This is a genomic window from Phytopseudomonas seleniipraecipitans (genome assembly GCF_900102335.1).
Taxonomy (GTDB): domain Bacteria; phylum Pseudomonadota; class Gammaproteobacteria; order Pseudomonadales; family Pseudomonadaceae; genus Aquipseudomonas; species Aquipseudomonas seleniipraecipitans.
On sequence record NZ_FNBM01000002.1, the window covers coordinates 572,260 to 593,827 of the forward strand.

Sequence of the window (21,568 nt, forward strand, 5' to 3'; positions counted from 1 at the left end):
GAGGCGCGCCCATGACCTCGACCACCACAACGCCTCTCGACCAGAGCCTGCTTTATCCGTCACCGATGAAGGAATTCTGGAGCGCGTTCAGCCACAACAAGGGCGCGGTTGCCGGCCTTGGCTTCATGATCCTGATCGTGTTCTGCGCGCTGTTCGCCCCATGGATCGCGCCCTACTCGCCCAGCGAACAGTTCCGCGATGCGCTGCTCACGCCGCCGGTATGGCTGGATGGCGGCCAGTGGCGCTTTGTTCTTGGTACCGATGAAGTCGGCCGTGATCTGCTGTCGCGACTGATCCATGGTGCGCGCCTGTCCTTGCTGATCGGCCTCGCCTCGGTGGTCATCTCGCTGATCCCAGGGTTGCTGCTCGGCCTGGTGGCGGGTTTCTTCCCGCGCCTGATGGGCCCTTCGATCATGCGCCTGATGGACGTCATGCTGGCTCTGCCCTCGCTGCTGCTGGCAGTCGCCATTGTCGCCATCCTCGGCCCTGGGCTGATGAACACCGTGATCGCCATCGCCATCGTCTCGCTGCCCTCCTACGTGCGCCTGACCCGCGCCGCGGTGATGGGCGAGCTGAACCGCGACTACGTGACCGCCGCCCGCCTGGCCGGCGCCAGCCTGCCGCGGCTGATGTTCATCACCGTGCTGCCCAACTGCATGGCGCCGCTGATCGTGCAGGCCACGCTGAGCTTTTCCTCGGCGATCCTTGATGCGGCGGCGCTGGGCTTCCTCGGCCTTGGTGTACAACCGCCAACGCCTGAGTGGGGCACCATGCTGGCCTCGGCGCGCGACTATATCGAGCGCGCCTGGTGGGTCGTGACCTTGCCGGGGCTGGCGATTCTGCTCAGCGTGCTGGCAATCAACCTGATGGGCGACGGCCTGCGCGATGCGCTGGACCCGAAACTCAAGAACGCGATCTGAGGAGGCCGACCATGAACAACCTCCCAGCTGTACCAATGTCAGGGTGGACGGATGACGTCGGCTACGCGCCCCGCTCCACCCTACGCACCATGCCCAAGGCGCCACGCTACCCGATGGAGGCCGCCCGATGAGCCTGCTGGAAATCAGTAACCTGAGCGTGCGCTTCGGCGACGCCAATGCCGTACCGGTGGTCGACGGTCTCGACCTGAGCGTCGACAAGGGCGAAGTACTGGCCATCGTCGGTGAGTCCGGCTCCGGCAAGTCGGTAACCATGATGGCGCTGATGGGCCTGATCGATGCGCCCGGCATCGTCCGTGCCGATCGCCTGGTGTTCGACGGCACCGACATGCTCACGCTCAAGGGCCGCAAGCGTCGTCACATCGTAGGCAAAGACCTGTCGATGATCTTTCAGGACCCGATGACCGCGCTCAATCCGAGCTTCACCGTCGGCTTTCAGATTGAGGAAGTGCTGCGTCAGCACCTTGGCCTGAAGGGCAAGGCTGCTCGCCAGCGCGCCCTGCAACTGCTCGAACGGGTCGAAATTCCTGGCGCCGCCAGCCGCCTCGACGCCTATCCGCATCAGCTATCCGGGGGCATGAGCCAGCGCGTGGCGATTGCCATGGCAATTGCCGCCGAGCCGAAACTGCTGATCGCCGACGAGCCGACCACGGCCCTCGACGTAACCATTCAAGCGCAGATCATGGAGCTGCTGCTCGACCTGCAACGCGAGCAGAACATGGGCCTGGTACTGATCACCCACGACCTGGCCGTGGTCGCTGAAACCGCCAACCGGGTCTGCGTGATGTACGCCGGCCAGGCGGTCGAACTGGGTCAGGTGCCGGCGCTGTTCGATGCGCCGACACACCCGTACACCGAAGCGCTGATCAAGGCGATTCCCGAACACAGCCTGGGCGCCACGCGCCTGTCGACGCTGCCCGGCATCGTGCCAGGGCGCTATGACCGGCCGCACGGCTGCCTGCTGTCGCCACGCTGCCCCTACGTGCAGCCAAGCTGCCGAGAACAACGCCCCGCTCTCGAGCCGCATGAGCGCGGTGCGGTGCGCTGCTACTTCCCGCTCAACTTGAAATCGGAGGTGGCGTGATGACGACCGTCCTGACTGCACGTGAACTGACGCGCCATTACTCCGTTTCCCAGGGGCTGTTCAAACCTAGCGCCACGGTGCAGGCGCTCAATGGCGTGTCCTTCGAACTGCAGGCCGGCAAGACCCTGGCCGTAGTGGGAGAATCCGGCTGCGGCAAATCCACCTTGGCGCGCGCCCTGACGCTGATCGAGGAGCCCACCTCGGGTTCTTTGCAGATCGCCGGCCAGGAAGTCAACGGCGCCACGGCGCAAACGCGCAAGCAACTGCGCCGCGACGTGCAGATGGTCTTCCAGAATCCCTACGCCTCGCTCAATCCGCGGCAGAAGATCGGTGATCAGCTGGCCGAGCCGTTGAAGATCAACACCGACCTGTCGCGCCTCGAACGCCGCGAGAAGGTGCAGGCGATGATGAGCCAGGTCGGCCTGCGTCCCGAGCACTACCAGCGCTATCCGCACATGTTCTCTGGCGGCCAGCGCCAGCGTATCGCCCTGGCCCGCGCGATGATGCTCACGCCCAAGGTACTGGTGGCCGACGAGCCGACCTCGGCGCTCGACGTGTCGATCCAGGCCCAGGTGCTCAACCTGTTCATGGACCTGCAGGAAGAGTTCAAGACCGGCTACGTGTTCATCTCGCACAACCTCTCGGTGGTGCGCCACGTGGCGGATGACGTGCTGGTGATGTACCTCGGTCGCCCGGCGGAGATGGGCCCCAGCGAGCGTATCTATGAGCGCCCGCTGCACCCGTACACCAAGGCACTGCTGTCGGCCACGCCAACCATTCACCCGGACCCGAGCAAACCGAAGATCAAGATCGCCGGTGAATTGCCCAACCCGCTGAATCCGCCGCCCGGCTGCCCGTTCCACAAACGCTGCCCTTACGCCACCGAACGCTGCGAGGTCGAGCTTCCCTTGCTGCGTCCGCTCGATGGCCGCCAGGTCGCCTGCCACCACGCCGAACAGTTTCTCTGATCGCACCGAGTCGCCGGACAACCCGCTGACTCAATAGACATCCCGTCGATAACGCCCTTGCTCGACAAGGGCTTCGACGGCGGCGTCGCCCAGCACTTCGCGCAGCACCCGGTCCACGCCCCCGGCCATGCCTTGCAGGCTGCCGCACACGTAGATGGCAGCTCCGCGCTGCAGCCACTGCTGCAGTTCCGCAGAGGCTTCGCGCAGGCGATCCTGCACATAGATGGGCTGCGCCTGATCCCGCGAGAACGCCAGATCCAGACGCTGCAACTGACCGTCACGCAACCAACCCTGCAGTTCATCGCGGCAATAGAAATCGTGTTCGGCGTTGCGCTCACCGAACAGCAGCCAGTTACGCGCCCGCCCTGATGCAACGCGTGCCTTGAGCAGGCTGCGCAGGCCGGCCAGGCCGGTGCCATTGCCGATGAGGATCAGCGGGCAATCGTCCACCGGTGCATGGAACGCACTGTTGCGGCGTACCCGCGCCAGCAGTTGTGCGCCGACCGGCAGGTGCGCGGTCAGCCAGCCCGAACCCAGGCCGAGCTCCCCATTGGCCAGGCGCTGCTGCCGCACGATCAGCTCCAGCGTGCCATCGGCGGGCAACGAGGCAATCGAGTACTCGCGGCCCGGCAACGGCACCAGCGCATCGAGCAGCGCCTGGGCATGCAGACCGACCAGATGGCTGGCGCTAGCGGGAAGTTGCCGTGACGTCAGAGCCTCGGCCAGTGTGTGCCCCAGCGGCTCGACAGTGACCGCCTGTAGCGCCTGCAGGCCATGGGCGTGCAGCCACCGCTGCACCTGCTCGGCGCCATTGCGCGGGAGAATTTCCAGAATGTCGCCCGCCTCCCACTGCGCGCCCTCTGGCGGGTGCAGGCCGATCAGCCAGGTGCCCTGCCCTTGACCACGCGGGTTGAGGCAGAGGCGCTCACGCAAGATCCAACCATCGAAGGGTGCCTGCTGCACAGTTAATGGCTGCACGCCCGTCAGCTCGGCGAGCTGCCGCTGCCAGTGCGCCAGCGCCGCTTCATCGTTGCCGTCGACCTCGACACGCTCGCCAAGGCGTGTCGCACCGCTGCCGCTCAGCCAGTCATCGACACGCCGTGCGAAGCCGCAGAACTGAGCGTACTGACGATCACCGAGCGCCAGCACCGCGTAGCGCAGCTGTGGCAGGTTCAGCGTTGCCGACAGCCATTGCCGCTCGACGCCACGCGCATTGTCCGGCGCCTCGCCGTCGCCGAAGGTGCTGAGCACCAGCAGCGCGCGCGGCGTCGCGCTGAGCCTAGCAGGGTCGATGCGCGCCAGTGGCTGCACCTCCACTGCCATGCCGGCCGCCTGCAACTGCCCCGCTGTCTGCCAGGCCAAGTGCTCGGCAAAGCCACTCTGGCTGGCGAAGCCCACCAGCCAGGGTTCGCCGCCTTCGGCGCTACCCAACGCCTGGCGGGCTGCCAGTGCTGCACGCTGCTTGCGGCGGCGATCCAAGTACAGCAGCCAGCCGGTGATGAAGAACAGCGGCATCAGCAGGCTGGCCACCATCATCAGCACACGCCCGGTGAGGCCAAAATACTCGCCGGTATGCAGGGCATAGACGCTGGCCAGCAACTGCGCCTTGAATGACTTGTCGGCGTAGCGCTCCACCTGCCGGGCTTCGCCCGTCAGCGGGTCGAGCTGCATCTGGTTGAAGGCACGGCCGTGCTCGGCATCGCGCAGCATGAAGAACACCCGGGCCGGCTGCCCCGCCGCATTGGGCAGTTGCAGGCTATAGACGCCGAGCTTGTCACCGGCAGTCTGCTGAATGCCTTGCCAGAGGTTCGTGTAATTCACCTCGGGCAGCGGCTGGCCCTCGGCCGGCGGGCCGCGTCGTCCACGCCCCTCGTCAGCAGCGCGTGGCGTATCGCTGAGCACAGCTTCGAGGCCGCTGCGGTACCAGTCGTAGGACCAATACAACCCCGTCAGCGCCGCACACAGGTACAGCGGCAGACACCAGGTGCCAACCACTGCATGCAGATCCCAATTGAAGGCACGGCCCTTCTTGGCCCAGTCGAAAGTCAGCCAGGCGCGCCAGCTGAACACCCGTCGCGGCCAGCGCAGGTACAGACCCGACAGACAAAAGAACACCAGCGCGATAGTGCAGGCGCCGGTGATCTGCCGGCCGGTCTGGCCCATGGCGAGGAAACGATGCAGCTGCAACATCAGGCCGAAGAATGCCATGCCGCGCGGCTCGCCAAGGGACTCGGCAGTGTAAGGATCGACGAAGCGCACGCCACCGCGTCGCTCGCCGGGCGGCGGAGTCAGAAATATCCGCGCGGGCTGGCCACCCTCGGTGTCTACATAAAGCCCGGACACGCTGATGCCCCGGGCGTGCAGGCGCTCGATCATCTCGCCGGGTTCGAGCACCGGCCGCGACTGCGGCGTGACCGCCATCTGCGGATTGACGGCCAGCAGAATCTCTTCCTGAAAGCTGTACAGCGCGCCAGTCACGCCCATCAGGGCAATCACCAGGCCGGCAGTGATGCCAAAAAACCAGTGCAGCTGGAAGAGGATTTTCTTGAACACCGCAATCGACTCTGAAAACGCGCCGCCATTGAGGAAATCATCTGCGCGGAGCGTGGCCATCGCGTGGACCACCGTCGACGCCCAGGCACGCGAAACCCTGCCAGCACAAGGCCTGGACGGGGCACTTAGTCAGTTGATAAGGCTTCCGGCTGAAGCGGAGGCCATAAGCGAGGCGAGTCTATTCAATAATAATTATCATGCAACACTTATTCGCATCTTTACCCTTGTAAAGAGCACGTGCCATGAGCAGGGCAGCGCCATCGAGCGCGGATCGCTTAACGAATACGGCGGGGTTCGAACGGCTTGGCGAGGATGAACAGATCGCGGGCGATGGTCTCCGGGTACTGATCAGCCGGCAGCGCTTTGGCCAGGGACAGAGAGGCTGCGTCCAGCGTTACCAGACCGAACTCGCGCTCGACCGCACAGGCCTGGAACAAATGGCTGATCGCCTCGACTTCCGCACTGCTGGTGCAGTTGACGCGGCGACCACTGAGAAAGGCATTGAGCTGGTCACAGACCTTTTCCGGCACCAGCCCGGTGGCTTCGGCTTCGAGCAGCGACAGGCCAAGATCTTCTTCGCTCATCGGGTCGAGCATCGCCAGGCCGGCAGTCGGCTTGATGATGGCGGACATGCTCGAGCCGGGCACGGCGGCGCCGACTTCAATGGGGAAAGGGCCATTCACGCTCTGGTAGAAGCGGACGGCCATTGCGCCTTCGAGCATTCCAGGGATTGATTTCATTGCACGACTCTCGTTGATCCGATGTTGTTCTGACCCGCGACGACAGCCTGCTGCCGCAACGGGGAGGCATTTTCATCCTCTTGTGTGTACGAGTCGTGACAGTGGCGGATGGTTGAGTGTTTTTGCCTACCTGTCCGCCCGATGGTCGTCTGGTAGGAGGCGGTCGAATTTTTTCCAGCGGGCGGATAGCGCCGCCGGCACGGCGCCATCAGACAACAACGCACGACAGGATTGCCCTGCCGTGCGTGGGCGCGTTAAACCACGCCCTGAGCCAGCATCGCGTCTGCAACTTTGACGAAGCCGGCAATGTTGGCGCCTTTGACGTAGTTCACCTGCCCGTCACTCTCGCCGTGCCGCACGCAAGCGTTGTGGATGGACTGCATGATGCCGTGCAGCTTCTCGTCCACCTCGCCTTCACTCCAGTGCAAACGCATGGCGTTCTGCGACATCTCCAGGCCACTGACCGCAACGCCACCGGCATTGGAGGCCTTGCCCGGCGCAAACAGCGTGCCGTGCTCGATGAACAGGTCCACGGCATCCAGCGTGGTCGGCATGTTGGCGCCTTCGGCCACGCACACACAGCCGTTGCCGAGCAGCGTGCGGGCGTCTTCCAGGTTCAGCTCGTTCTGGGTCGCACACGGCAGCGCGATGTCGCAGGCCAGGCTCCACGGCCGCTGCCCCGCCTGGAAGCGCAGACCGCTGCCTTCCAGCTCACGAATGCGCCCGCGCTGCTGGTTCTTCAGCGCCATGACGTCCTGCCACTGCTGCTCGCTGAAGCCTGACTCGGCGTGCAGCGTGCCCTCGGAGTCGGAGAACGAGATCACCGTGCCCCCCAGATCCATGACCTTGCGCGCCGCGTACTGCGCGACGTTGCCGGAGCCGGAGATCGCCACGCGCTGGCCGTCGAAGCTGCGGCCACGGGTCTTGAGCATTTCTTCAGCGAAATACACGCAGCCATAACCGGTCGCTTCCGGACGAATCAGACTGCCGCCGTAGCTCAGGCCTTTGCCGGTGAGCACCGAGGAGAATTCGTTGGCCAGGCGCTTGTACTGGCCAAACATATAGCCGATCTCGCGGCCACCCACGCCGATATCACCGGCAGGCACGTCGAGGTCCGCGCCGATGTGGCGATACAGCTCGCTCATGAACGACTGGCAGAAACGCATCACCTCGGCGTCGCTCTTGCCCTTGGGATCGAAGTCCGCACCGCCCTTGCCGCCGCCCATGGGCAGCGAGGTCAGCGAGTTCTTCAAGGTCTGCTCGAAGGCCAGGAACTTGAGCACGCTGAGGTTCACCGACGGATGAAAGCGCAGGCCGCCCTTGTACGGGCCGATGGCGCTGTTCATCTGCACGCGGAAGCCGCGGTTGACCTGCACCTTGCCCGCATCGTCGACCCAGGGTACGCGAAACAGCACGGCCCGCTCCGGCTCGACGATGCGCTCGACGATCCCGGCTTCCAGGTAATGAGGATTGGCTTCGAGGAACGGCCACAGGCTACGCAGCACTTCTTCCACCGCTTGATGAAATTCAGGCTGATCGGGGTCGCGTTGCTTCAGGCGGTCGAGGAAACGGTCTACGGAAAGCGTCATGAAAAAGCTCCTGGCGTCCCTGCGCCGCGAAATAAAGTGGCCGCGACTCTAACAAGAAGGGAGCGCCCTAAAAAAGAGCAAAATGACGCTTTTATGAAAGTTTTTGGTGCCAAGACATAAATACCCTACCGTTTACCGCATTAACTACCGCCAATAACGCACCATTAAAAACCACAAAACGCACCAAAATGATCAGACATAAAATGAGCAGGCATAAAAAAACGGGGCCATCAGGCCCCGTTTCTTATGGATAGCGCTTACTGCGCCAGTTTTTTGTGCCGTACCCGGTGTGGCTGGGCAGCGGCATCGCCGAGGCGTTTCTTGCGGTCGGCTTCGTACTCGGTGTAGTTGCCTTCGAAGAAGATCACCCCATCGTCCTCGTAGGACAGGATGTGGGTGGCAACGCGGTCCAGGAACCAGCGATCGTGAGAGATCACCACGGCCGCGCCCGGGAAGTCCAGCAGCGCATCTTCCAGGGAACGCAGGGTTTCCACGTCGAGGTCGTTGGACGGTTCGTCGAGCAGCAGGACGTTGGCGCCCTCCTTCAGGGTCAGCGCAAGGTGCAAGCGGCCACGCTCACCACCGGAGAGATCCTTGACGAACTTCTGCTGGTCGGCGCCCTTGAAGTTGAAGCGGCCGACGTAACCACGCGACGGCACCTCGTAGTTGCCGATCTTGATCTGATCGAGGCCATCGGACACGGCTTCCCAGACCGACTTGCTGCCGTCCAGGTCATCGCGGCTCTGGTCGACACAGGCGAGCTGCACGGTGTCGCCGATTTCGATAGTGCCGGAATCCGGGGTTTCCTTGCCCATCAGCATGCGGAACAGGGTCGACTTACCGGCGCCGTTACCGCCGATCACGCCGACGATGGCGCCCTTGGGCACGCTGAACGACAGGTCTTCGACCAGTACGCGGTCGCCGTAGCCCTTGGTGACGTTCTTGAATTCGATGACCTTGTCGCCCAGGCGCGGACCGGCCGGGATGTAGATCTCGTTGGTCTCGGCGCGTTTCTGGAATTCCTGGGACTGCATTTCCTCGAAGCGCTGCAGGCGAGCCTTGGATTTCGACTGGCGGGCCTTGGCGCCCTTGCGCACCCACTCCAGCTCTTCCTTCATGGCCTTTTCATGGGCCGACTGCTGCTTGGATTCCTGCGCCAGACGGGACGATTTCGCCTCCAGCCAGCCGGAGTAGTTGCCTTCGTACGGGATGCCCGCGCCGCGGTCGAGTTCGAGAATCCAGCCGGCGACGTTGTCGAGGAAGTAACGGTCGTGGGTAATCGCTACCACAGTGCCGGGGAAGTCATGGAGGAACCGCTCCAGCCAGGCCACCGAGTCGGCGTCCAGGTGGTTGGTTGGTTCGTCGAGCAGCAGCATGTCCGGGGCCGACAGCAGCAGGCGGCACAGGGCCACGCGGCGCTTCTCACCACCGGACAGGTGCTCGATCTTGGCGTCCCAGGCTGGCAAGCGCAGGGCGTCGGCGGCGACTTCCAGCTGGCGCTCCAGGTTGTGGCCATCGCTGGCCTGCAGGATGGCTTCCAGCTTGGCCTGCTCGGCGGCCAGCTTGTCGAAGTCGGCATCCGGCTCGGCGTAGGCGGCGTACACCTCATCCAGACGCGCTTGCGCATCCTTGATGCCGCTCACTGCTTCCTCGACCACTTCACGCACGGTCTTGTTCGGGTCGAGCTGCGGCTCCTGCGGCAGGTAGCCGACATTGATATCCGGCATCGGACGGGCTTCGCCGTCGAACTCGGTATCCACCCCGGCCATGATGCGCAGCAGGGTCGACTTACCCGCGCCGTTCAGGCCCAGCACGCCGATCTTGGCGCCAGGGAAGAACGACAGAGAAATGTTCTTGAGGATCTCGCGCTTCGGCGGCACGACCTTGCTCAGCCGATGCATGGTGTAGACGTATTGAGCCAAAATTCAGACCTCACTCATAAATGGCAACGATGGCGCGCACCCTATGCGAAGACGATGCGCCACGCAAACGAAGAAACGCCGCGCCGGGGCAGACCGGCCCGCTGATTCACCGGCCCGCCTGCTGGAACCGCAAGCCTAGCCGATGCATCCGATAACGTGTGCACGCAGGCCAGCGATGGCTGCAGCGAATGACGTAGCTATAAAGAAAGAAACGCTGCACGGGGCAGCGAACCGGCACCACCGTATTTTCTGTGATCTCGCCGCGACTAGAAAGAGGCGATAGACGCAAGGCACTCGTCGCCCGGGCTGGCACTTCGCCATATTTGTGGCATGCTAGCCGCCGCCGAGAAGCGGGCGCCCTGTTCATAAACCTTCCAGCAGCCTTACCTGCCTAAATCAGCCCCCGCCGTTGCAGGACGTCATCACGTGTCAGCACCAGAAACCATGCGTACCCCGCGCACCCCACGGACAATGCCCCTACGCCGCTCATTGAAAAGCGTGTGGATGGTACTGGCACTGGGGCTTCTGGCGTTGTTGCTGTGGCAGTTGCAGCTCGAGTTTCGCTATATAAAGGACAAGCAGCGCGCGCTCAGCCTGGCAATAAACGAGCAACTGGCCGAGCAACTCGACCTGAGCATGAGGTCGATGGCCAACGCCGGCCGCGCGGTGCTCAATGCAACGCGCGATGCCGAGGGCACCGCTGGCCAGCCGGAGCGCTACCTGGACAACCTGCGCGCCGTGTTCCCGGCCCTGCAGAGTCTCGCTCGCCTGGACAGCACTGGCCGGCTGTTGCACGACAGCACGCCGCAAAGCGGCGACCAACTCCTGCTGACCAAGTGGGTTGAGCGCAGCGCTGGGCAGACGTATCACTATGCATTCGACCCACAGCACGGTGGCCGCGTCTATCTACTGCTGCGCAGCGTTGCCGCTGATGGCTACTGGGCCCTGCGCCTGGGCGCAGGTGCGCTGGCAAATGGGCTGCCGAGCCTAGGCCAGAACCAGGTGGCCTGGCTGCTCGAAGATGCCAGTAGCCAGCGGGTGATCGCCGACTCTCGCGAAGGCCTGCAGACGCAAAATTATCCCCTGATCACCGCAGCCAATCAGGCGCAAACCATCCTGGTGCACAGCCTTCCTGGTTCTGACTGGCAACTGCGGGGCCTGCTCAACGAACACGCAGCACACGACCAGATGCTGCCGAACATGATCGGCAAGCTGCTGCTGTTCGGTCTGTGCGCCCTGCTCACCCTGTTCGCCTTGTATCGCCTGCTGCGCGAGCAGAGCCATGGTCATCTGTTCAACGCGACGGCGCGACGCGCCTTGCATCAGGCGGCCAGCGTGCTCGGCGTTATCGAGGAACGGGTGCTGATCACCGACAGCAGCGGTCGCCTGACCTACCTCAACCCGCAGGCCGAGGCGCTGTTCGGCCTGAGCAACCGCCATGCCCGCGAGTGGCACCTGCTGGGTCTGCTGCCGCACCTCGACCCGTTGCTGCTACACGCCACCGCCTTTCACAGCGATCTCGGCCCGGATCTGGTAGAGATCCGCCAGAACGGCGAGGTGCGCCTGTTCAGCATCACCCGCAGCGACCTCGGTGATGAAGCCCGCCACCTGGGTTTTGTCTGGGTACTGCGCGATGTGACGGAAGACCAGCAGGCCACCCGCGTGCTGCAGGAAACCCGGCGCCGCTATCAGGACATTTTCGACGGCACCGGCACCGCGCTTTGCGTACTCGACCTGGCCGGGCTCTATCATTTCCTGCGCGAAGAAGGCTTGAGTAGCGGCGCGCAACTGCAGCCCTGGTTGAAAAACAACCCACACCGCCACGGTGAGCTGCTCACCCACATGCGCTTCACTGAAACCAACCAGGTTGCCCTGCGCCTGTTGGGCGTGAGCAGTGCTACCGAGGCCTGGGAGCATTTGATCAATCGTGGCAGCGTCAACCCGGATGGTTTCCGGGCGCAGCTCAGTGCCGCGCTGCTCGACGGCGGCGGCCACCTGGAACTGGAAAGCCACATCGAGGGCGCCAACGGCATCGTCCGCCACCTGTGGCTGGTGATGCGCCTGCCGGAAAGCCCGCAGGATTTGCACGCCGTTACCTTGAGCATCAGCGACATCACCAGCCGCAAGCGCATGGAGTTATCACTGGTCGAGCGCGAGCGCTTCTGGTCGGAAGTCGTGCGCGCGGTGCCGGATACGCTCTACGTCAGCGACGTGACGTCGCGCACCTTGCTGTTCAGTAACCACGATATTGGCCACAAACTCGGTTACGACCCCGCCACCATCAAGGCCGAGGGCGACGGCTTCTGGAAACGCATCATCCACCCCGACGACAGCGACTTGCTGGCGCGCGTGCGCAACCAGCAGAAGGTGCTGAGCGACGGCGTCCTGCTCGAATCGCAATTTCGCATGCGCCATGGTGATGGTTCCTGGCGCTGGGTCAGCATCACCGAACAGGCGTTGTCGCGAGACGCGAATGGCTGGGTAAGCCGCCTGATCGGCGTGGCCAAGGACATCACCGAACAGATCGCCCGCAACGAATCGCTGCGCGACAACGAGCAGCGCTACCGCATGTTGGCGGAAAGCATCAGCGACGTGATCTGCTCCACCGACAGCCAGCTGAACCTCAATTACATCAGCCCGTCAGTGCAGACGGTGCTCGGCTACTCGCCGCAGTGGGTGCAGAAACACGGCTTCGAGGGCCTGGCCACCAACCCGCAGCAGCTCAGCGGCCTCTACGCGCTGCTCGAGCGCATCCGCTCGGCCTTTGGCATGCAACAGCAGATGCACGAGTTGCGCGAAAGCCTGACACCTCAGCTGTTCGTGTTCGACTGCCTGCGCGCCGATGGCCGCAAGGTCCCGGTGGAAATGCGCCTGGTGCCGATGTGGGACGACAGCGGGCGCTTCGAAGGGCTGCTTGGCGTAGGCCGTGACATCGCCCAGCAGCGCCGCGCCGAGAAAGACCTGCGCATGGCCGCGACGGTATTCGAGCACTCCACGGCGGCGATTCTGGTCACCGACCCGGCAGGCTACATCGTGCAGGTCAATAACGCCTTCAGCCGGGTCAGCGGCTACAGCTCCGATCAGGTGCTCGACCAGCTGCCCGGCATGCTTACGGCCGACAGCCAGCAGAGCACACACCTGCAGTACGTATTGTCGCAACTGAATCTGCGCGGCACCTGGGAAGGTGAAATCTGGCTGAAACGCCGCAGCGGTGAGAACTTCCCGGCGTGGGTAGGCATCACCGCAGTGCATGACGAGGAAGGCGATCTGGTCAGCTACGTGTGCTTCTTCAGCGACATCAGCGAGCGCAAGGCCAGCGAACAACGCATCCACCGCCTGGCCTACTACGACGCCCTGACCCAGCTGCCCAATCGCACGCTGTTCCAGGACCGCCTGCACACCGCCCTGCAGCATGCCGACCGGCACCGCGAATGGGTGGTGCTGATGTTCCTTGACCTCGACCGCTTCAAGCCGATCAACGACTCCCTCGGCCATGCCGCCGGCGACCGCATGCTCAAGGATGTGGCCATTCGTCTGGCCGCCTGCGTCGGCGAAGACGATACCGTGGCGCGCATGGGCGGCGACGAATTCACCCTGTTGCTGCAATCCAACAGCACCCGTGAAGACGCCCTGCACCGTGCCATTCACGTTGCCGAACAGATTCTTGCCAGCCTGGCCCGCGCCTTCGTGCTCGAGGGCCGCGAGTTCTTCGTCACCGCCAGTATCGGCATTGCCCTCAGCCCGCAGGACGGCAACGAACTGAGCCAGCTGATGAAGAACGCCGACACGGCGATGTACCACGCCAAGGAACGCGGCAAGAACAACTTCCAGTTCTACCAGGCGGACATGAACGCCAGCGCCCTGGAGCGCCTGGAGCTCGAAGGCGACCTGCGCCACGCGCTGGAACAGGGCGAATTCCTGCTCCATTACCAGCCGCAGTTCTCCGGCAACGGCAAACGCCTGACCGGCGTCGAAGCGCTCTTGCGCTGGCAGCATCCGAAGCGCGGCCTGGTCGCCCCGAACGCCTTTATCCCGGTGCTCGAAGAGCTCGGCCTGGTGGTTCAGGTCGGCGACTGGGTGCTGGCCGAGGCCACGCGTCAGTTGAGCCTCTGGCACCAGAACCGGATTCGCGTGCCAAAGGTGTCGGTGAACCTCTCGGCCCGCCAGTTCAGCGACGGCAACCTGCATCAGCGTATCCAGCGCATCCTCGGCTACAGCGGTATTCCCGCCGCCTGCCTGGAGCTGGAGCTGACCGAAAGCATCCTCATGCAGGATGTCGGGGCTGCCATGAACACCCTCAACGACCTGAAGAGCCTCGGCCTGTGCATCGCCATCGACGATTTCGGCACGGGCTATTCCTCGCTCAACTACCTCAAGCAGTTCCCCATCGACGTGCTGAAGATCGACCGCAGCTTCGTCGACGGCCTGCCTCAAGGCGAGCAGGACGGGCAGATTGCCCGCGCGATTATCGCCATGGCCCACAGCCTGAACATGACAGTGATCGCCGAGGGCGTGGAAACCCAGGAACAGCTCGATTTCCTGCGCAACCATGCCTGCGACGAAGTGCAGGGCTATCTGCTCGGTCGGCCCATGACAGCCCAGCAGTTCGAATCGCAGTTCTTTGGCGACAACCTGCTCATCATCGACTGACATGTGCGCCGCTGCCACGTGAGCGCCGCTGATCCTGCCCATGATCACGCTTCATATGCCTGGCCAGCGCGGATGCGTTAGAATCCGCCCCCTATTTCATCCGCCCAGCTGACTTTCAGGGGATTGCCATGTTCAGCCGAGATTTGACCATTGCCAAGTACGACGCCGAGCTCTTCGAAGCCATGCAGCAAGAAGCTCTGCGCCAGGAAGAGCACATCGAGCTGATCGCCTCGGAAAACTACACCAGCCCGGCTGTCATGGAAGCCCAGGGCTCCGTGCTGACCAACAAGTACGCCGAAGGCTACCCGGGCAAGCGCTACTACGGTGGTTGCGAGTACGTCGACGTGGTCGAGCAACTGGCCATCGACCGCGCCAAGGAACTGTTCGGCGCCGACTATGCCAACGTCCAGCCGCACGCCGGCTCGCAGGCTAACGCTGCGGTCTACCTGGCCCTGCTGAGCGCCGGTGACACCATCCTGGGCATGAGCTTGGCCCACGGCGGTCACCTGACCCACGGCGCCAGCGTTTCGTCGTCCGGCAAGCTGTACAACGCCGTGCAGTACGGCATCGACGGCAACGGCCTGATCGATTACGACGAAGTCGAGCGCCTGGCGGTCGAGCACAAACCGAAGATGATCGTTGCCGGGTTCTCCGCTTACTCGCAGGTACTGGACTTCCCACGCTTCCGCGCCATCGCCGACAAGGTAGGTGCATACCTGTTCGTCGACATGGCCCACGTGGCCGGCCTGGTTGCCGCTGGCGTGTACCCGAACCCGGTGCCGTTCGCCGACGTGGTCACCACCACCACTCACAAGACCCTGCGCGGCCCGCGTGGCGGCCTGATCCTCGCCAAGGCCAACGCCGAGATCGAGAAGAAGCTCAACTCCGCCGTCTTCCCGGGCGCCCAGGGCGGCCCGCTGGAGCACGTCATCGCCGCCAAGGCGATCTGCTTCAAGGAAGCGCTGCAGCCTGAGTTCAAGACCTACCAGCAGCAAGTCGTGAAGAACGCCAAGGCCATGGCCGGCGTGTTCATCGAGCGTGGCTTCGACGTGGTCTCTGGCGGTACCGAGAACCACCTGTTCCTGCTCTCGCTGATCAAGCAGGAAATTTCCGGTAAAGACGCTGATGCCGCACTGGGCAAAGCCTTCATCACCGTTAACAAGAACTCGGTGCCGAACGACCCACGCTCACCGTTCGTGACTTCCGGCCTGCGCTTCGGCACCCCGGCTGTCACCACTCGCGGTTTCAAGGAAGCCGAGTGCAAGGAGCTGGCCGGCTGGATCTGCGACATCCTGGCCGACCTGAACAACGAAGCGGTGATCGATGCCGTACGTGAAAAGGTCAAAGCCATCTGCGCCAAACTGCCGGTTTACGGCAAGTAAAGGGCAGCGCTGCACAAAAACCCGGCCAAGTGCCGGGTTTTTCATGCCTGCAAAAACGCGCTGTAGCGTGATCGGCCGGCAGGCAACTGCCGAAAACCGTGCAGCGGAAAATCCAGGAGGCGGAAGTGTCGCGGTCGGTGCGGCAGCAGCAGCGTGAGGAGCACCCGCACCGAGACCGGCGCTCATGCTCTCGACATCGTCGAAATTAGACAGATGTGCCAACGGCAAATCGCAGCCACGCCAGTGCCTTGCGCGCCCCGTGGTGTGGGCCTATGGTGCGCGGATGACCAGCGCCCGCAGGAAACCTTGATGTTCGCAACCGCCTCCCCGTCCTATGACGTCGAACGCGCCCAGGCGGTCGTGCGCCTCGTCATCGCGCCCATCGCAATCGGGTACACGCTGCTGCTTCATCAGCAATCAATCATCGCGCCGGGGCTGGCCTGGCAGATACTGTTGCTCGAATCGCTGTTCTTCGCCGCCTCACTGGCGCTGTGGATCGACATCCGCCGGCGCCCCGGCAACCGACCCGCACGGCGCGTGGTCACCATGCTCAGCGACTACATCTGCATCGCGCTGACCATCGCGGCAGGAGGCGCGCCCATGCTGCCCTTCTACGCCATTCTGATCTGGGTCACTGTCGGCTATGGCTTGCGCTACGGCTCGGGCTACCTGTTGCTGGCGACCATCATGGCGACGCTTTCGCTGGTGTTCATCGCCAGCACCTCGGCCTACTGGCAGTCCCAACCCTACCTGATCATCACCCTGCTGCTCACCACCCTGATGGTGCCGGCGTACATGCACGCCCTGCTCAAGCGTTCGCGCCTCGCCGCCGAGGCCGAGCAAGCCGCCACCCTGGCCAAGTCGCAATTTCTCGCCCAGGCCAGCCATGACCTGCGCCAGCCCATCCACTCCATCAGCCTGTTCACCGCCTGCCTGCGCGACAGCAGCCTGGGCACCGAGCAACAGCGCCTGGTGGAAAACATCGACAAATCCCTGCACAGCGTCGCACGGTTGTTCCGCTCGATACTCGACATGTACTCGCTGGACAGCGGCAAGGTGGTTCCCCAGCTGGAAACCCTGCCGCTGCACAACCTGCTGCAGCAACTCGTTCAGCAGAATGCCGAGGCCGCGCGCTGGGCCGGTGTGGATATCCGCCTGCATTGCCCGCCCGTCTACGTGCGCGCCGATCAAAGCCTGCTGACCACCATGCTGCAGAACCTGCTCTCCAACGCCCTGAAATACGCCCCTGACCAGCCACTGCTGATCGCCTGTCGACGCAGAGACGCCAGCCTTTCCATAGAGATCTACGACAAAGGCCGCGGTATCGCCGAAGGACATCTCGATAGCATCTTCGAAGAGTTCTATCGGGTGCGGCAGGCGCGCGACAGCGACGTCGAAGGCATGGGTCTCGGGCTGACCATCGTGCGCCGGCTCGGTACGTTGATGGGCCTGCACATTCGCATCCGTTCCGTGGAGGGCCGCGGCACGCTTGCGGCAATCGATGGCCTGCACCAAGCCGCGGCGCCAGTCGAACGCCCCGCCACCGCTCAGGGCAGCAACCACTCACCGCGCATGCTCGATGGCCTGCGGGTGTGCCTGATCGAAGATGATCAGAACGTGCTGCTGGCCACCGCGACACTGCTGAACAAGTGGGGTTGCGAGGTCGACACCTTCACCTCGCTACCTGACGTATCACGGGACTTCGACCTGGTAATCACCGACTTCGACCTGGGCCGCGAAGCCTCCGGCGCCGACTGCATCAACCATGTACGCGCGCTCAGTGGCCGCAACGTGCCGGCCATCATCATGACCGGGCACGACGTTCGCCGCGTACAGGAGCAGTTGGGCGACGAGGACATTCCGATCCTCTCCAAACCCGTGCAGCCCGCAGAACTTCGCTCGCTGCTCGTGGCGCTCAAGCTCAGGGCACGAGCAGCATAGCGCTCAGCGCAGCCCGGCCTTTGCCGCCTTCACCGCCGCCGCCGCGCGGCTGCTGACATCCAGTGTGCGCAACAGCGAAGACACATGGATGCGCACCGTGAAGGGCGAGATATCCAGCTCGCGGGCAATCTCCTTGTTCGCCAGACCGCGCACCAGCAGCCGCAACACATCCTGCTGACGCGGCGTCAGCTGCTCCAGCAGGTGCCCGTCTTCACTGAAGGTCGGTACGCCAGCGGGCCCCAGCGTCAGCACGAAATCCCCGGCGCGAACTGCCAGCAGCGCCTGGGCGATTTCGTCAGGCGGCGTCGCTTTGCCGATAAAACCATCCGCCCCCGCCGCCATCACCTCATCGATCAGCTCGCGGTTGTCGACCATCGACACAATGACGATCGAGCTGCGCTGAAAGCGCTGGCGCAACGCCCCAATAGCCTGCGGCGACTGCCCCGGGAACAGCAGGTCGAGCATAAACAGACTGGGCACGGCACCGGCATCGGCCACCGCAAGCACCTCATCCATATCACCCGCTTCGATAACACTGGCGTGGGGAAACACCCGCTGCGCTATGCGGCTCAACCCTTCACGGAAAACCGGATGGTCATCGGCAACGATGATGCGTTCTGTCGGGGATCGGTCGGGGAAAGCGGGTGTATTCGTCATGGCATCAGACTAAGGTCATCGCGGCAGCGATGCCAGCTCCGGGTTCGCAGTCTCGACGGGATGCGCGGCGTTACATTGGGAGCAGACGCGCAGCTGCTTTTAGAGGCGGGGCGAGCGGGTAGAGTACCCATACGAAAAAGCCGCGCAACGCGCGGCTTTGGAAGTGGTGGGCCCACACGGACTCGAACCGTGGACCAAAGGATTATGAGTCCTCTGCTCTAACCAACTGAGCTATAGGCCCTCAGAGGCCGGCGGATTATACCGATGCGTCTGCCAAGCGCCAATGCCGCACGGGCATATTCGCGAGCTATCCAACAATTGTGATTGCAGATTGGACGGGCACACCTACCGTCGCTTGCATAACGTCACCCTGAATACGCCTGACGGCGCCACGCAGATCGACCACGTCTCCCTTTCTGTCTACGGCATTTTTGTGCTGGAAACGAAGAACATGAGCGGCTGGATCTTCGGCAGCGAGAAGCAGGCGCAGTGGACGCAGAAGCTCTACAAACGCACCTTCAAATTCCAGAACCCGCTACGCCAGAACTACAAGCACCTCAAAGCCCTGGAAGCCACCCTTGGCGTCAGCCTCGAGCATCTGCACTCGGTCATCACCTTTGTCGGCGGCAGCACCTTCAAAACTGAAATGCCGGCCAACGTGACCCAGGGCATCGGCTTTGTTCGCTATATCAAGTCATTCCAACAGCCGGTATTCAGCGAGGCTGACGTCGACGCCATGCGGCACACCCTGAAAACCGGCCGCCGCGCACCGACACTTGCCACCCACCGCGAGCATGCGCAAAACCTTAAACGCCGTAGCGATCCGACAGCCGAACGGCAATGTCCGAAAAGCGGCAGCGCGCTGGTTATCCGCACCTGTAAAACAGGGGCCAATGTCAGCTAACCATTCTAGGGCCGCTCTACGTTTCCGAAGTGTCGAACGAGGCAGAGCCTTTGAAATGCAAGAGGGACCTATAAATCGTGGTCTGTCCCCTGTTACTAAACCTGAGTACTGATCCCACTGGGGGAGTTGGCCGTACGAAAGACCAGGTTTCAGAATTGGACGATGCGCCGATTAACCGGCAATATCAGCTCATCTCGTGAGCCGAATAGGCTTGCTAATCGGCTCACCGACGAGCGAAGCGCATGAACGACCCCTTCTGGATCTGGCAACAGCCCCATTGGCCACACTTCACTTGGCAAGCTGAACCGCTCGCGCCACTGTTACGTGCTTGCGTCCATGCACAGGGGCGTCTACTGGGCATGCTGGACGCCGTTGGAGGTAATGCCGAGGTGCAAAGCAGCCTGGAGGCCATGCTGCAGAACATCATCACGTCGTCTGCCATCGAGGGCGAGCAACTAAACATCGGTTCGGTGCGTTCCTCATTGGCCAGGCGCTTGGGGTTGAATGAGGATGGTCGCACTACACCCCGTTCGGAAGGGCTTGCAGCGCTGTTGATCGATGCAACTCGGGAATGTCAGTCATCGTTGGATCTGCCGCGCCTACTTAACTGGCATCGCTGGCTGTTTCCTGTCGATGAGAGTCTAGCGGCTAGACCTCTACGCATTGGTGAACTGCGTGGCAAGGAGCCGATGCAGGTCGTTTCTGGCCGGCTTGATCGACCAACCGTTCATTTCGAAGCACCGCCACGGGAAGGGCTAGATCAGCAAATGACGGACTTCTTGGCCTGGTTCGAAAGCAGCCGCAACGATGCAGGTCTCGATCCATTGCTGCGAGCCGGCATTGCTCATTTCTGGTTCGTGACACTGCACCCATTCGATGATGGCAACGGCCGACTTACGCGGGCGATCACCGATATGGCCTTGGCACAAAGCGAGCAACAAGCCATCCGCTTCTACGCCATGTCAGCGAGCATCCTTGACGACCGCGCTGGCTACTACCGCGTCCTCGAGACCTGTCAGAAAGGCGGGCTGGATATCACTGCATGGCTGCAATGGTTCTTGAGTACGCTGCTAAAGAGCCTGGAGCAAGCCTTGGCACGTATCGACAGAGTGCTGGCCAAAGCACGTTTCTGGCAGGCGCATCGTGGGCAGGCTCTGTTTGCAGAACAGATCAAAGTGCTTAACCGGCTGCTCGAAGGTGGCGAGCGTGGTTTTGAAGATGGCATCAGCGCCGCTCAGTATCAGGCTGTTGCCCAAGTCTCCAAAGCTACTGCAACAAGGCATTTGAGCGATCTGCTGGAAAGGAACTGCATCGCTCGCTTGCCTGGCGGGGGACGTAGCACTCGCTACCAGATCGTTACGGTCTGACAAAGCTCACGTTTAATACTATCGTGCCATTACGCGAAATTTCGGTACTATCCAGCCAACGCAGGATTCTCCGAAAGGTCGAGAAATGGACTTCACCCCTGTCATCGCCCAGGTCTTGGGCATGCTGGCCTGGTTTATCCCAGCCGTATTTCTGATTGCGCTGTTCAAGTCGCCGTGGGCCAAGGGCCATATCGGCGAGCTGCTTGTGCGCTTCTTCGCTCACCGGCAGTTGGATGAGCACACCTACCGCCGCTTGCATAACGTCACCCTGAATACGCCTGACGGCACCACGCAGATCGATCACGTGTTTCTCTCGGTCTACGGCATTTTCGTGCTGGAAACGAAGAACATGAGCGGCTGGATCTTTGGCACCGAGAAGCAGGCGCAGTGGACGCAGAAGCTCTACAAACGCACCTTCAAATTCCAGAACCCGCTGCAACAGAACTACAAACACCTCAAAGCACTGGAAGCCACCCTAGGCGTTAACCCCGAGCATCTGCATTCGGTGATCACCTTTGTCGGCGGCAGCACCTTCAAAACCGATGTGCCGGCCAACGTCACGCAGGGCATCGGCTTTATCCGCTACATCAAGTCATTCCAGCAGCCGCTATTCAGCGAGGCTGAAGTCGACGCCATGCTAAAGGCCCTGCAAACCGGCCGCCGCGCACCTACCCTCGCCACCCATCGCGAGCATGTGCAAAACCTCAAGCGCCGGAGTGATCCGACAGCCGAGCGGCAATGCCCGAAATGCGGCAGCGCCCTGGTTATTCGCACGCGTAAAACAGGGGCAAATGCCGGCCAAAAATTCTGGGGCTGCTCTACCTTTCCCAAATGCAAAACCATGCAGAGCCTTTAGCACGCGGCCATAACACC

Annotated in this window: 13 protein-coding genes, 1 tRNA gene and 1 pseudogene; 9 read left to right on the plus strand and 6 right to left on the minus strand. The window is 62.7% G+C overall.

Annotated elements, in window-relative coordinates; genetic code table 11:
* The first annotated feature begins 11 nt into the window (after positions 1-11).
* The 3 genes from BLS60_RS07490 to BLS60_RS07500 all read left to right on the plus strand — a co-directional run bounded on the left by BLS60_RS07490 (position 12) and on the right by BLS60_RS07500 (position 2,990).
* Entirely contained in the window at positions 12-920 is a 909-nt protein-coding gene (locus tag BLS60_RS07490) for an ABC transporter permease subunit (protein WP_070880678.1), read from the plus strand.
* 127 nt (positions 921-1,047) lie between these two features.
* Entirely contained in the window at positions 1,048-2,022 is a 975-nt protein-coding gene (locus BLS60_RS07495) for an ABC transporter ATP-binding protein (protein ID WP_070880677.1), read from the plus strand.
* A complete protein-coding gene (locus BLS60_RS07500) occupies positions 2,022-2,990 on the plus strand; it encodes a peptide ABC transporter ATP-binding protein (protein WP_070880676.1) in 969 nt (322 codons plus the stop codon). Before BLS60_RS07495 ends, BLS60_RS07500 begins: the two co-directional genes overlap by 1 nt.
* 30 nt (positions 2,991-3,020) lie before the next feature.
* Here BLS60_RS07500 and BLS60_RS07505 read toward each other — a convergent pair whose 3' ends face one another.
* The 4 genes from BLS60_RS07505 to ettA all read right to left on the minus strand — a co-directional run bounded on the left by BLS60_RS07505 (position 3,021) and on the right by ettA (position 9,794).
* A complete protein-coding gene (locus BLS60_RS07505; RefSeq protein WP_092366575.1) occupies positions 3,021-5,543 on the minus strand; it encodes a sulfite reductase flavoprotein subunit alpha in 2,523 nt (840 codons plus the stop codon).
* Positions 5,544-5,818: 275 nt separating this feature from the next.
* Positions 5,819-6,283, minus strand: a complete 465-nt coding sequence (locus tag BLS60_RS07510) for a hypothetical protein (RefSeq protein ID WP_143024587.1) — start codon at positions 6,281-6,283, stop codon at positions 5,819-5,821.
* Between the two features lie 254 nt (positions 6,284-6,537).
* Positions 6,538-7,872, minus strand: coding sequence for an NADP-specific glutamate dehydrogenase (gdhA, locus tag BLS60_RS07515; RefSeq protein WP_070880674.1), 1,335 nt, complete (start codon positions 7,870-7,872; stop codon positions 6,538-6,540).
* Positions 7,873-8,129: 257 nt separating this feature from the next.
* Positions 8,130-9,794: an energy-dependent translational throttle protein EttA gene (gene ettA, locus BLS60_RS07520; RefSeq protein ID WP_070880673.1), complete on the minus strand. Its 1,665-nt coding sequence runs from the start codon at positions 9,792-9,794 to the stop codon at positions 8,130-8,132.
* Positions 9,795-10,238: 444 nt separating this feature from the next.
* Here ettA and BLS60_RS07525 point away from each other — a divergent pair, with 444 nt between their 5' ends.
* The 3 genes from BLS60_RS07525 (at position 10,239) to BLS60_RS07535 (ending at position 17,767) form a co-directional block, all read left to right on the plus strand.
* Positions 10,239-14,444 (plus strand): EAL domain-containing protein, encoded by a 4,206-nt coding sequence (locus tag BLS60_RS07525; protein ID WP_244153383.1) that lies wholly within the window; start codon positions 10,239-10,241, stop codon positions 14,442-14,444.
* A gap of 128 nt (positions 14,445-14,572) precedes the next feature.
* Positions 14,573-15,826, plus strand: a complete 1,254-nt coding sequence (glyA, locus tag BLS60_RS07530) for a serine hydroxymethyltransferase (protein WP_092366425.1) — start codon at positions 14,573-14,575, stop codon at positions 15,824-15,826.
* Between the two features lie 309 nt (positions 15,827-16,135).
* Positions 16,136-17,767 carry a hybrid sensor histidine kinase/response regulator gene (locus BLS60_RS07535; protein WP_092366428.1) on the plus strand — a complete coding sequence of 544 codons (1,632 nt, stop codon included), beginning with the start codon at positions 16,136-16,138 and terminating at the stop codon, positions 17,765-17,767.
* 3 nt (positions 17,768-17,770) lie between these two features.
* Here the strand turns inward: BLS60_RS07535 and BLS60_RS07540 are convergent, their stop codons facing one another.
* Positions 17,771-18,424, minus strand: coding sequence for a LuxR C-terminal-related transcriptional regulator (locus BLS60_RS07540; RefSeq protein ID WP_092366431.1), 654 nt, complete (start codon positions 18,422-18,424; stop codon positions 17,771-17,773).
* A gap of 164 nt (positions 18,425-18,588) precedes the next feature.
* Positions 18,589-18,665: transfer RNA gene (locus BLS60_RS07545), tRNA-Ile, on the minus strand.
* A 45-nt stretch (positions 18,666-18,710) separates the two neighbouring features.
* Between BLS60_RS07545 and BLS60_RS07550 the strand changes: the two are divergent.
* The 3 genes and pseudogenes from BLS60_RS07550 to BLS60_RS07560 all read left to right on the plus strand — a co-directional run.
* Positions 18,711-19,382: pseudogene (locus BLS60_RS07550) on the plus strand (NERD domain-containing protein); the annotation flags it as partial.
* A 188-nt stretch (positions 19,383-19,570) separates the two neighbouring features.
* Entirely contained in the window at positions 19,571-20,695 is a 1,125-nt protein-coding gene (locus BLS60_RS07555) for a Fic family protein (RefSeq protein WP_092366437.1), read from the plus strand.
* An 85-nt stretch (positions 20,696-20,780) separates the two neighbouring features.
* A complete protein-coding gene (locus BLS60_RS07560; protein ID WP_092366440.1) occupies positions 20,781-21,551 on the plus strand; it encodes a nuclease-related domain-containing protein in 771 nt (256 codons plus the stop codon).
* Positions 21,552-21,568: the final 17 nt, after the last annotated feature.

Excerpts from the sequence above, each read along its gene's own strand:
- BLS60_RS07490 (WP_070880678.1), top strand. The coding sequence starts at position 12 with ATGACCTCGACCACCACAACGCCTCTCGACCAGAGCCTGCTTTATCCG.
- BLS60_RS07495 (WP_070880677.1), top strand. The coding sequence starts at position 1,048 with ATGAGCCTGCTGGAAATCAGTAACCTGAGCGTGCGCTTCGGCGACGCC.
- BLS60_RS07500 (WP_070880676.1), top strand. The coding sequence starts at position 2,022 with ATGACGACCGTCCTGACTGCACGTGAACTGACGCGCCATTACTCCGTT.
- BLS60_RS07510 (WP_143024587.1), bottom strand. The coding sequence starts at position 6,283 with ATGAAATCAATCCCTGGAATGCTCGAAGGCGCAATGGCCGTCCGCTTC.
- gdhA (WP_070880674.1), bottom strand. The coding sequence starts at position 7,872 with ATGACGCTTTCCGTAGACCGTTTCCTCGACCGCCTGAAGCAACGCGAC.
- BLS60_RS07525 (WP_244153383.1), top strand. The coding sequence starts at position 10,239 with ATGCGTACCCCGCGCACCCCACGGACAATGCCCCTACGCCGCTCATTG.
- glyA (WP_092366425.1), top strand. The coding sequence starts at position 14,573 with ATGTTCAGCCGAGATTTGACCATTGCCAAGTACGACGCCGAGCTCTTC.
- BLS60_RS07535 (WP_092366428.1), top strand. The coding sequence starts at position 16,136 with ATGTTCGCAACCGCCTCCCCGTCCTATGACGTCGAACGCGCCCAGGCG.
- BLS60_RS07540 (WP_092366431.1), bottom strand. The coding sequence starts at position 18,424 with ATGACGAATACACCCGCTTTCCCCGACCGATCCCCGACAGAACGCATC.
- BLS60_RS07555 (WP_092366437.1), top strand. The coding sequence starts at position 19,571 with ATGAACGACCCCTTCTGGATCTGGCAACAGCCCCATTGGCCACACTTC.
- BLS60_RS07560 (WP_092366440.1), top strand. The coding sequence starts at position 20,781 with ATGGACTTCACCCCTGTCATCGCCCAGGTCTTGGGCATGCTGGCCTGG.